This is a genomic window from Pseudomonas sp. AU12215, from assembly GCF_001675465.2.
In the GTDB taxonomy this organism is placed as follows: Bacteria; Pseudomonadota; Gammaproteobacteria; order Pseudomonadales; family Pseudomonadaceae; genus Pseudomonas; species Pseudomonas nitroreducens.
Genome location: NZ_MACM02000018.1, coordinates 1 through 11,725 on the forward strand (window position 1 = coordinate 1; position 11,725 = coordinate 11,725).

At 65.9% G+C, this 11,725-nt stretch carries 8 protein-coding genes; 4 read left to right on the forward strand and 4 right to left on the reverse strand.

What is annotated here, in order from left to right:
* The first annotated feature begins 255 nt into the window (after positions 1–255).
* Both A9513_RS05675 and A9513_RS05680 read left to right on the forward strand, forming a co-directional pair.
* Positions 256–1,866 (forward strand): ABC-F family ATP-binding cassette domain-containing protein, encoded by a 1,611-nt coding sequence (locus tag A9513_RS05675; RefSeq protein ID WP_065084185.1) that lies wholly within the window; start codon positions 256–258, stop codon positions 1,864–1,866.
* Between the two features lie 178 nt (positions 1,867–2,044).
* Complete coding sequence (locus A9513_RS05680; RefSeq protein ID WP_065084186.1) at positions 2,045–2,488, forward strand: acetyltransferase; 444 nt, start codon at positions 2,045–2,047, stop codon at positions 2,486–2,488.
* A 51-nt stretch (positions 2,489–2,539) separates the two neighbouring features.
* On the opposite strand, the gene A9513_RS05685 is transcribed toward A9513_RS05680, so the two are convergent.
* The gene (locus A9513_RS05685) at positions 2,540–2,896 is read right to left on the reverse strand and encodes a hypothetical protein (protein WP_024765255.1); all 357 of its coding nucleotides are present in this window, start codon (positions 2,894–2,896) and stop codon (positions 2,540–2,542) included.
* A 74-nt stretch (positions 2,897–2,970) separates the two neighbouring features.
* Here A9513_RS05685 and soxR point away from each other — a divergent pair, with 74 nt between their 5' ends.
* Positions 2,971–3,456: a redox-sensitive transcriptional activator SoxR gene (gene soxR / locus A9513_RS05690; RefSeq protein WP_024765254.1), complete on the forward strand. Its 486-nt coding sequence runs from the start codon at positions 2,971–2,973 to the stop codon at positions 3,454–3,456.
* 191 nt (positions 3,457–3,647) lie between these two features.
* On the opposite strand, the gene A9513_RS05695 is transcribed toward soxR, so the two are convergent.
* From A9513_RS05695 to A9513_RS05705, 3 genes are all read right to left on the reverse strand, one after another.
* Positions 3,648–5,000 carry an HlyD family type I secretion periplasmic adaptor subunit gene (locus A9513_RS05695; protein ID WP_065084187.1) on the reverse strand — a complete coding sequence of 451 codons (1,353 nt, stop codon included), beginning with the start codon at positions 4,998–5,000 and terminating at the stop codon, positions 3,648–3,650.
* 5 nt (positions 5,001–5,005) lie between these two features.
* The gene (locus A9513_RS05700) at positions 5,006–7,168 is read right to left on the reverse strand and encodes a type I secretion system permease/ATPase (RefSeq protein WP_024765252.1); all 2,163 of its coding nucleotides are present in this window, start codon (positions 7,166–7,168) and stop codon (positions 5,006–5,008) included.
* Between the two features lie 177 nt (positions 7,169–7,345).
* Entirely contained in the window at positions 7,346–8,704 is a 1,359-nt protein-coding gene (locus A9513_RS05705; protein WP_024765251.1) for a TolC family outer membrane protein, read from the reverse strand.
* 480 nt (positions 8,705–9,184) lie between these two features.
* On the opposite strand from A9513_RS05705, the gene A9513_RS05710 reads away from it, so the two are divergent.
* The coding region (locus tag A9513_RS05710; protein ID WP_141678343.1) for a retention module-containing protein at positions 9,185–11,725 on the forward strand (2,541 nt) is incomplete at its 3' end.

Below are 11,725 nucleotides of genomic sequence, written 5' to 3' on the forward strand. Positions count from 1 at the left end.
CGGACTGCCCCCTCTCCCTGAGGAGCGGGGCGCGCAGCCAGGGTTGGGGTGAGGGGGAAGACGCAGAGACGGGCTATCCAGAGAAGACAGTTGCTCCTACAGGAGCAGGATCGCGGGGACGCGCGTATACTGCGCCCCTCATTCCCCTTCGCGAGGTGTTCGTCCGATGCGCCATTGATGCCGCCGTGGTTTCACGGCCCGTTTCCGTCCCAGGTTCCGTTCCTGGGGGTTACCCGGCATCCGATGGATTTGCGTATGACGAACCCTGTCTCCCTGGCGCTGCATGGCGTCACGTTTCAATTGCCCACGGGCGAACCGCTGTTTCGCGACCTCAACGAAACCTTCGACGAGCGCCGTACCGCGCTGGTTGGGCGCAATGGTGCGGGCAAGTCCGTGCTGGCGCGGATCATGGCGGGAGTCCTGGCGCCCAGCGCCGGGCGCTGCCTGGCCTCCGGGCTCGTGCATTACCTGCCCCAACACATCGAGCCGCAGGCGTTTCGCAGCGTGGCGGAGCTTGCCGGCGTGCAGCCGTTGCTGGATGCGCTGGCGCGGGTCGAGGCCGGCGCCGTCGACCTCGCCGACTTCGAGTTGCTGGACGGGCGCTGGGACATCCGCGCGCAGCTGGAGGCGATGCTGTCGGCGGCAGGATTGGGGCATTTGACCGTCGATACGCCCGCTGTCCGCCTGAGCGGCGGCGAGTGCATGCGCGTGGCGCTGCTCGGCGCCTGGCTGAGCGAGGCGGACTGGCTGCTCCTCGACGAACCGAGCAACCACCTGGATCGCGCCGGCCGCGAGGCGCTGCGCGAGCAGCTTCAGCGCTGGCGCGGCGGCCTGATCCTGATCAGCCACGATCGCCTGCTGCTGGATGACATGCAGCGCATCGTCGAACTGTCTTCCGCCGGGCTGCGCAGTTACTCCGGTGGCTATGCCTTCTATCGGGAGGCGCGCCAGCAGGAGCAGGACAATGCGCTGCGCGAACTGCAGCGGCGCAAGCAGGAGCGGGACCGCCAGCAGCGCGCGATGCAGGAGCAGCGCGAGCGCCAGGCGCACCGCCAGGCGAAGGGACGCAGGGATGCGCAGGAGGCCAACCAGGCGAAGATCCTGGTGGATCGGCAGAAGGAGCGCAGCCAGACCAGCATTGCGCGCCTGGCCACGCAGCATGGCGAACGCCGCGAACAGTTGGCGCAGGACGTGCGGGACGCGTTCGGCCAACTGCGTGATGACGCCGCCGTCGCATTGAATGCGCCGGCGTGTGAGTTGCCCGAGCAGCGCGCGGTACTGCAACTGGCCGGGCTGCGCCTGCCTTTCGGCAATCCCGCTCCGCTGGACCTTCAACTGAACGGGCCGCGCCGCCTGGCGGTGATCGGGTGCAATGGCAGCGGCAAGTCGACCTTGCTCAAGGTGCTGGCCGGCATCGTCGAACCTGTCGCCGGGCTTTGCGATGTGAAGGTGCGCAGCGCCTACCTGGACCAGCATCTGGCGGCGTTGTCGCCGGAGCGGTCGGTGCTGGAGCTGTTGCTGGAGCGCAACCGGGCTGTGGACAAGTCCGTGCTGCGCACACGCCTGGCGCAACTCGACCTGCCGGCCGCGCGGGTCGATCTGCCCAGTGCGCTGCTCAGCGGCGGCGAGCGCCTGAAGGCGGCGCTGGCCTGCGAGATCTACGCCGAGCAGCCGGCGCAGCTGCTGCTTCTGGACGAGCCGGAAAACCACCTCGACCTGCCATCCCGCGAGGCCCTGGAAGAGCTGTTGCGGCAATACCGGGGCGCCTTGCTGGTGGTATCCCACGATGAAGCGTTTCTTGCCCGGCTGGCGCTGGAGGGCCGCCTGGAGTGCGCGCGAGACGGCTGGCATTGGCGCGCAGGCTGAACCTTTACCGGTCGGCGCGAGGCAGTTAGGATCGGCGTCCCTCTCTTTCCGGCTGCCTCTGCCGTGACCTGCCCAGGCGTTGATTCGCGAAGCGGGCATTCATGCTGCCGACGCTCCAACGGCCGTCACCGCTCGTGGCGTGCTATCCCTTTGTGATCTGTTGAATCAGGATGAATTCATGCTCATTCGCCAACGCATCGCTGCGGACAACCCGCGGCTGCTCGATATCTGGCTGGGCGCCGTGCGCGCGACCCACGACTTCCTGCAACCCTCCGACATCGACGCGCTCCTGCCGCTGGTTCGCGATGTCTACCTGCCCGCCGTCGAGGTCTGGGTGGCGGTCGATGCCGACGACTGCCCTCAGGGCTTCATCGGCCTCAACGACAACCATGTGGAAATGCTTTTCATCGACCCGGATTGCCGGGGGCGGGGCCTTGGCCGCGCGCTGCTGGATTTCGTGCGCGAAACGCGCGGTACGCTGGGTGTCGACGTCAATGAACAGAATCCTCAAGCGGTGGGGTTCTATCTGCACTGCGGCTTCGTCCAGACCGGGCGCTCACCGCTGGATGGCGAAGGTCGGCCGTTCCCCTTGCTGCATATGAGCCTGCCGGCCAGTAGGTAAGCGCAGGCAGAACCTGTAGGCGTTCCCCTCGGTCCTACAAAAAGCCGGGGGTTACGCTGTGTGCTCGGTCTCGCTGCTGCCGAAGCGGATGCTTCGCGCGCCGAGCCTGAGCAGGCTGTCGGCGAACAGGTCGCTGGCCGTGCTACGGCAGTCCCAGGCGGCTTCCCAGTCTTCCTTGCGGCGCCAGTGCAGGCGGCCGACCAGCCGCTGCGGTTGGCCTTCGGCATGCAGCTCGCTGGCGAGGTAGCCGGGGCGCCGGTAGAACAGCTCCTGCAGATGCGCCAGGTAATCGCACAGGCGCGCGGCGATGTGCGGGCGTTGCTGGGGTGTCACGTCGATCTCGATCTGCAGCACGAAGTGCGGATTGTCCACGCAGGCCTGGGCGGTGATCGGGCTGGGTTGAGTCATGTTCCTGGGCTCCCTGTCTTGAACCGAATGCCAGGCGAGGGTAAAACCTCAACATAACTTGAGGTCAATAGCCCATGAAAGAATCTTCTTCCTGCTCCCTGCACCGCGACCTGAGTGTCGGCGAACTGGCCAAGCGCGCCGGCGTGGCCGTCTCGGCGCTGCACTTCTACGAGACCAGGGGGCTGATCAGCAGCACTCGCAACGCGGGCAACCAGCGCCGCTACTCGCGCGACACGTTGCGCCGGGTGGCGGTGATCAAGGTGGCGCAGCGGGTAGGGATTCCCCTGGGGGAGATCGCCGACGCTCTGGGCTCGCTGCCGACCGGGCACAACCCGTCGGCAGCGGACTGGGCGCGATTGTCGGCGCGCTGGCGGGAGGACCTGAACGAGCGGATCGAGAAGTTATTGCTGCTGCGCGATCAACTCGACGGCTGCATCGGTTGTGGCTGTTTGTCGATGGAGGCCTGCCCGTTGCGCAATCCGGGGGACAAGTTGGCAGAGGAGGGGCCGGGGGCGCATTGGCGAGAGGGGGGCAGTGAGGCTGAAGAGCTGAAGAGCTGAAGAGCCCCTCTCCCTAACCCTCTCCCTGAAGGGAGAGGGGACTGTCCCGAGTGAGGGGAGTTTTTGAGCTGGCCGGACGCGGTTGTATGAATGAAGCGCCAGTGTAAAAGCTCGATCGTATAGCTCCCTCTCCCTTCAGGGAGAGGGCTGGGGAGAGGGCAAACCCCTGCTGCGAAGCCCGACCCAAAAACTCACCGCTCCCGCAGTGCCTCCCACCGCGCCTTCAACACCGGCTTCAAGATGTAATCCAGCACGCTCTTCTCGCCGGTGATGATGTCCACCGTCGCCACCATGCCGGGGATGATCAGCAGGGGCTTGGCGTCGGTGCCCAGGTGGTTCTTGTCGGTGCGCACCTGGATCAGGTAGAAGCTGTTGCCCTTGTCGTCGGTGATGGTGTCGGCGCTGATCATTTCCAGCTTGGCCTTGAGCCCGCCGTAGATGGTGTAGTCGTAGGCGGTGAACTTCACCGTGGCCGGCTGGCCGGGGTGGAGGAAGGCGATGTCCTGCGGGCGCACCCGCGCTTCCACCAGCAGGTTGTCCTCCAGCGGGACGATTTCCACCATGTCGTTGCCCGGCTGCACCACGCCGCCGATGGTGTTGACCTTGAGCTGCTTGACGATGCCGCGCAGGGGCGCGACCACCAGCGTGCGGTTGACCTTGTCGTCGATGGCGCGGCTGGTGGCGGTGAGCTTGTTGAGGTCGGTGCGAACGTCGTTGAGTTCCTTCAGCGCATCGCTGCGAAAGCCCAGCTTCGATTCCTCGACCTTGCGCTGGATCTCGTTCACCGCCGCCTCGGCGCGGGGGATGGCGAGGTTGGTGGCGTTGAGGTCGCCGCTGATCTCCACCGCGCTGCGGCGCAGGCGCAGCAGCTCGACGGGGGAGACCGCACCGGCCTTCACCAGCGGCTCGGACATGTTGATCTCCTGCTGCACCAGGCCGAGGCTCGAGCGGTATTGCTGGGTCTTGGCGCGGAACTCCTGCAATTCCTGGGTCTTCTGGCGCAGTTGTTCCTGAAGAATGTTCAGCTCGCTGTTCTGCCGCTGCATGCGGGTCTGGTAGAGCGCCATCTGGTCCTCCACGACCTGCGGCGCGGCTTTCTTCAGGTCGTTGGTGAAGTCCGGCGCACGCCCGTCCGCTTCCGCTTTCAGGCGCTCCACGCGGGCTTCCAGCGAGTTGCGGTCGGCCTCGGACTCGCCCTTGTTGGAGGAGAAGCGCGTGTCGTCCAGGCGCAGCAGCGGCTGGCCCTTGTTCACCACCTGGCCTTCGCGGACGAAGATTTCCGAGACGATGCCGCCCTCCAGGTTCTGGATGGTCTGCACCTTGGAGGAGGGGATGGCCTTGCCTTCGCCCTTGGTGACTTCCTCGATGTCGGCGAAGTACGCCCAGGTGATGGCCGCCACCAGCAGCCCAAGTGCTGCCCAGAGCGTGATGCGCGTGGCGTTGGGCGAGTCTTCCAGCAGGGTGCCTTGCACCTCGGGCATGAATTCGGTGTCGCGGGCGCCGTTGCCGCCCAGGTAGCCGCGGATCGATTGCGAAAAGTGCATGGCCATTACCCCGCTGCCGGGCCGACGTGGCCCTTGCGCAATGCTTCGATGACCGCGTCTTTCGGGCCGTCTGCGACGATGCGGCCACTGTCGAGCACCAGCAGGCGGTCGACCAGGCTGAGCATCGAGGTGCGGTGGGTGACCAGCAGCAGGGTCTTGTCGCGGCAGGCCTCGTGCAGGCGCTTGCGGAGGATCTCCTCGCTGCTGTTGTCCATGGCGCTGGTGGGCTCGTCGAGCAGCAGGATCGGCGGGTCGAGCAGCAGCGCGCGGGCCATCAGCACCGCCTGGCGCTGGCCGCCGGAGAGCAACTGGCCGCGCTCGCCCACCGGCCGGTCGAAGCCGGCCGGGTGTTGCCGGGCCAGTTCGCTGACGCCGGTCAGTTCGGCCACTTCGAGCATCCGCGCGTCGCTGACGTAGCGCGCGCCCAGGGTCAGGTTGTCGCGCAGGCTGCCAGCCAGCAGCGGCAGGTCATGGGCGACGTAGCCGATCTGCTGGCGCAGGTCGGAGACGTCGAGCTGGCGCAGGTCCAGGCCGTCCAGCAGGATCTGCCCTTCGTCCGGATGATAGAAGCCCATCAGCAGGCGGCCGAAGGTGCTCTTGCCCGAGCCGCTCTTGCCGATGATGCCGATCTTCTCGCCGGGGGCCAGGCGCAGGCTGACGTGGTTCAGCGCCGGGCTGGTCTGCTCCGGATAACTGAAGCTCAGTTGGCGGACCTCCAGTGCGCCGTGCAACTGGGTGCGCTCCAGCGGGCGCTGGCGGGCCTGGCGTTCCTGGGGCAGTTCCATCAGCGCGTCGGTGCTCTTCATGGTCAGGCGCGCCTGCTGGTAACGGGTGATCAGCCCGGCGATCTGCCCCAGCGGGGCGAGTACGCGGCTGTTGAGCATGTAGCTGGCGACCAGGGCGCCGACGCTGAGGTTGCCGTCGAGGATGCTGTAGACCCCGGCGCAGATCATCGCCATGCCGGCGAACTGCTGGAGGAACAGGGTGCCGTTGGTGGCCAGGGCGGAGAGGAAGCGCGCGTGGTTGTCCAGCCGCGCCAGCGCGCCATGGGTGGCTTCCCAGCGGTACTGGCGCTCGCTCTCGGCGCCGCAGGCCTTGAGGGTTTCCAGGCCGCCGAGGGTTTCGATCAGCAGCGCCTGGCGTTCGGCGCCCAGGGTCAGGCTCTTCTGCACCGTGTCGCGCAGGCGGCTCTGGATGATCAGGGCGAAGACGATGGTGAGCGGGAAGGCCAGCAGTGGAATCGCGATCAGCCAGCCGCCGAGCAGGCCGATGACCAGGATCATCAGGATCGAGAAGGGCAGGTCGATCAGGCTCGTGAGGGTCAGCGCGGTGAGGAATTCGCGCAGGCCCTGGAAGTCATGGATGCTCTGGGCGAAGCCGCCGATGGTCTCGGGCTTGGCCTTGAGCGACATGCCGGTGATGCGTTCGAACAGGGTGGCGGACAGCACCACGTCGGTCTTCTTGCCGGCCATGTCCAGCAGGTTGGAGCGCAGCACGCGCAGCAGCAGTTCGAACATCGTTCCCAGCAGCAGGCCGGCCGCCAGTACCCAGAGGGTCGAGATCGCCTGGTTGGGCACCACGCGGTCGTAGGTCTGCATGACGAACAGCGGCACCAGCATGCCCAGCAGGTTGATCAGCAGGCTGGCGACCAGGGCATCGGTATAAAGCCAGCGCGAGAGCCGCAGGGTGTCGCGGAACCAGGCTTCGACCCGCGGCACCAGCGGTTTGCGGGCGGCCTCCAGTTCGTGGCGCGGGCGGGCGAAGAGGGCCTGGCCACTGTACTGGGCGGCCAGTTCCTCGGCGCTCACGGCCTGCTCGCCGCCTTCGGTTTCGCAGGGCAGGATCAGTGCCTGGCCGTCGTCGCGCCATTGGCGCAACACCGCGCTGCGGCCGTCGTTGAGCAGCAGCAGCACCGGCAGGTTCAGGCTGGAAATGCTCTTCAGCTCGCGGCGCAGCAGTCGCCCCTGCAGCCCGGCACGCGCGGCGGCGCGCGGCAGCAGGCTGGCGGACAGGCGCTGGTTGGGCAGCGGCAGTCCGGCGGCGAGGCTGTTGCGACTCACCGCGCAACCGTGCAGGCGGCAGAGAATCAGCAGTCCGTCGAGCAGGGGATCGTCGTGGCTCAGGCGCGGATCGCCCGGCGCGGGTGCGCCGCGCTCCTGGATGATCATGGTCACGCAACTTCCTCCCGGGCCGGGCCAGCCCACGCCAGCAGCAGCCGGCGAGCACTTGCAGGTGCTCGCCGGCCCTCGCCGGACGCCGGGTTTTCCGTGCCCCGTCGTATCGCTTCACGGCCGCCTCCCCAAGGCTGGGCAGCGTGGGGGAGGCGGCGAATGTGTGCGACTTTCTTATTTCAGGTCAGGCAGGCGTGCCTCGTTCTTCACGTCCGACAGCGCCACCGACTCGTGGGGCGCTACCACATGCTGGGAGCGCAGCAGCGAACCCATGCTGCCCAGCACGCGGTACATCGAGTACTCCTCGGTGTAGCGCACTTCGGTGTAGCGGCGGTTGGCGGTGAACAGTTCGTTTTCGCTGTCCAGCAGGTCGAGCAGGGTGCGCTGGCCGAGAGTGAACTGTTGCTGGTACGCCTCGCGCACCTTGCGGGTGTAGTCGGCGTATTCACGGGCCGGCTGGGTCTGCTTGCGCGAGTTTTCCATCGCGTCCCAGGCCAGCGAGAGGTTCTCGTTGAGCAGCCGCAGCGCGTTGTTGCGGATGTCCTGGGCCTCGCCGATCTGGTGCGAGGTGGCATTCAGGTGAGCCTTGTCGCGCATCCCGTTGAACAGGTTGTAGCGCATCACTACCTGGGCTTCCCAGCTGTTGTAGTGGCCTTCGTCGCCGTCGACGTTATTGTTGGCCGCCTTGGCCAGCTCCGCGTCGAAGCGCGGATAGAAGGGCGCCTTGGCCGCCTCGTACTGGGATTCGGCGGCATTGACGTCGGCCTGCGCCGATTTCAGCAGCGGGTTGTCGCTGAGCATGTTTTGGCGGGCGCTCAGCAGGTCCGGCGGCACTTCGGCCTTGATCGTGGTGGGCATTTCCAGCTGGTCGGGCATCTTGCCGGTGGCGCTGTAGAAATTCGCCTCGGCGTCGGCCAGGTTCACTTCCTCGGTGTAGAGGTTGTTCTGCGCCAGGGCCAGACGCGCGATGGCCTGGTCGTTGTCCGCGGTACTGCCGACGCCTCGCTCGCTGCGCAGGCGAATCTGATCGCCGATGCGTTCGTGGGCCTGCAGGTTGTTCTTCGCCAGGGTCACCATTTCGCGACGCTTGAGCACTTCGAGGTAGACCTCGACGGTGCGCAGGGCGGCGGTCTCGGAGGTGCCGAGGATGCGGAAGGCCTTGGAGTTGACGTTGGATTCGTTGCGCTTGACCTCGTTGGGCGTGCCGAAACCGTCGAACAGCATTTGCCGCAGACGGATTTCCGCATCACCACGGGTCAGGGTTTCATCGTTGTGATTGCCCGCCGCGCGAGTGGTCGGGCTGTCGGTGTTCTCCCGGCCGTATCCGGCCACGAGATCGACGGTTGGCAGATAGCCTCCCCTTGCAAACTTGAGTTCTTCATCCGCAGTCAGGCGACTGTTCACGCTCTGACTGATTTCCGGGTGGTACTGCAGCGTGCTTTGTATAGCTTCAGTCAGGGTCATTGCCTGCCCATGGGCCCCTGACACCGCCAAAAATACACCGCTCCATAGTGCCGCGTTACGACTGCGCATGGCTTTGCTCCTGGTGTTCTCGTACTTCGATGCTCTTGGATCGCCAATTTATTGGCTTTTTTCTCTTATCAAGCGTTTCACGCCTGTAACATCAGAGCTAAGAACAACTTTTCGAAAACCTCAGAAGAATTTTTCACATGGGTTATTCGGAAAAAATCTTATGAGTCATGTGAAAAACCGCACATTGTTTGAACGTGCAAGCCCTCGTATTTCCTGGGTATGGGCGGGAAAGGCGCTTGCAAACGAAGCCAGGTACGGTTTGTAGCAGTTAGGGCGGGGACCACCGCAGAAGGACAATAAAACGCGTGGCCAGCATGACAGAAAATTGTCGCTGGCTTTTTGATACGCAAACGCTACCAGTCCTTTTCGCACCCTTCGCAGCTTTCGTAGCGGCATCCGGATACAAGCGTGCCATGGCCTGTTCAGGTTACTTGCGTGTCGGTGGAACCGGCCGCGGACAGTGCAGTGGAGGAAGGACTCATGGCTACTTTGATGGGTGTCGTCAGCAAGGTAATCGGCGAAGTGTTTGCGGTAGCCGCCGATGGATCGCGTCGTCCTTTGGAGCAGGGAGACAAGGTTTTCGTAGGCGAGCAGCTGGTCACCGGCGCCAATGGCGCGGTGGCATTGAAAGTCGCTGGCGGCGGCGAGATCACCCTGGGCCGCGACAGCGCCTTGCCGCTGACCTCGCAGATGCTCGCTGCTGCGCACCAGGCGCAGAACGGTGACGAGCAGGTAGCACAACAGCCTGCGCCGCCGAGCGCGAAAGACACCGCCGACGTCAAGGCCCTGCAGGCCGCCATCGCCGCGGGCGCCGACCCGACCCAGCAGGCCGAAGCCACTGCCGCAGGTCCCCAGGCGGGCAACGCCGCCAATGGCAAACCCGGTGGCGGGCACTCCTTCGTCCTGCTGACCGAAGTCGGCGGGCATATCGACCCGACCATCGGCTTCCCCACCGGGCCGATCGGCTCCGGGCCACTGCCCCTGCGCGAGTTCGACGGCGTTCCGCAGCCGCGCGCCGAGGCCGTTACGCCGCCCGAGGTCCTGCCGCCGGATGGCCAGCCGAGCGCTGGCCCCAACGGCCCTGGCACCGCCAACGTATTCGAGGCCGGCCTGCCCGGCGGGATTCCCGATGGTGCAGGCGAAGGCGCGACCTTCACCGGCAGCCTCGGCTACAACTTCGGCAGCGATGGCGTCGGCAGCTTCTCGTGGGGCACTGCAGGGCTGCCCAGCCTGACCTCAGGCGGTGTCGCCATCACCTACAGCGTCAGCCCCGACGGCCATGTACTGACCGGTAGCGCCAATGGCACTCCGGTGTTCACCGTGACCCTCACCGATATCAATACCGGTGCCTTCGAAGTGAACTTGCTGCAGCCGGTGGATCATCCGGTGAAGGGCAGCGAAGACACCCTGACCTTCGAGATTCCCTACACCATCACCGATGGCAACGGCACCCCGGCCAACGGAACCCTGACCGTGGGCATCGTCGACGATGCACCGCAGGCCGGCCTTTCCGCCGACAATGGCCTGGACGTGCTGCTGCAGACCCACGACGCCAACACCGCTGGCGCGGCCTTCGACACTTCCACCGCCGACTACAGCTCGGCCTTCCAGGTGACCGCCAACTATGGCGGCGACGGCGCCGGCAGTACCCAACTGACCTACAGTCTGAACCTGGTCGGCGGCAACGGCGCCAACTCGGGCCTGACCAGCGGCGGCGCCACTATCTACCTGTACAGCGTCGGCGGCGCCATCGTCGCCTCCACCTCCGCCAGCGCCGCCGGCATTACCGGCGAGAACACCGTGTTCTCGCTGTCGGTGAATGGCAGCGGCGTGGTTACCCTGACGCAGTACAGTGCCATCGACCATGCCCTGCCGGGCAGTGAAAGCGGTTATGCCAGCCAGACCGCAGTGCTCGATTCCGGCCTGGTGCAACTGCAGGGCAACCTGACGGTCACCGACCGCGACGGCGACAGCGTTTCCTCCAGCAGCTCCATCGACCTCGGCGGCCGGGTGAGCTTCACCGATGACGGCCCGACCGTCGCCGTGGGCAATACCGAAGGCCTGCATCTGACCGTGGACGAGACCAACCTCGGCCAGGACGCCACCAGCAGCATGGCGGTGGGTGATCTGTTCAACGCCCAGTTCGGCGCTGACGGCGCCGGCACCATCACCTACAGGATCGGTACGACCGACAATACCGACAGCGGGCTGAAAGACACCGCCACCGGCGACAAGATCTTCCTGTTCAACACCGCCAACGGCGTCGAAGGACGTGTGGGCGGTGCCGACGGGGCGGTCGCCTTCCGAGTGACCCTGGGTAGCGACGGCAAGATCACCCTCGACCAGGTGCGTGCGCTGGTGCACCCGGACGCTGCCGATGCCAACGACCCGCTGAGCCTGGGCGCCGGCAAGATCAGCCTGTCTGCCACCGTGACCGACGCCGACGGCGACCATCAGAGCGCCAGTCTCGATCTGGGCAGCAAGCTCACCTTCCTCGACGATGGCCCGCGCATCGCGCCGGTGGAAGGTGGCGATATCCACCTCACCGTGGACGAGACCCAACTCGGGCAGGCCGCCACCAGCAACTCCGTCGCCGACCTGTTCAACGGCCAGTTCGGTGCGGACGGCGCCGGCTCCATCAGCTACAAGCTCGAAGCCGCGGACAACACCGATAGCGGCCTGAAAGACACCGCCACCGGTGAGCGGATCTTCCTCTACAACACCGCCAATGGTGTGGAAGGGCGCCTTGAAGGCACCAGCACCGTGGCCTTCCGCGTCACCATCGACGGTGACGGCAAGGTTACCCTGGAGCAACTGCGGGCCCTGGCCCATCCCGATGCCAGCGATCCCAACGATGCGCTGACCCTGGCCGGCAAGATCGCCCTGACCGCCACCATCACCGACAAGGATGGCGACAGCGCCACCGCGCAGATCGACCTGGGGGGCAAGCTGACCTTCCTCGACGACGGCCCGAGCATCACCCCGTGCCAGGACGCCGATATCAAGCTCACCGTGGACGAA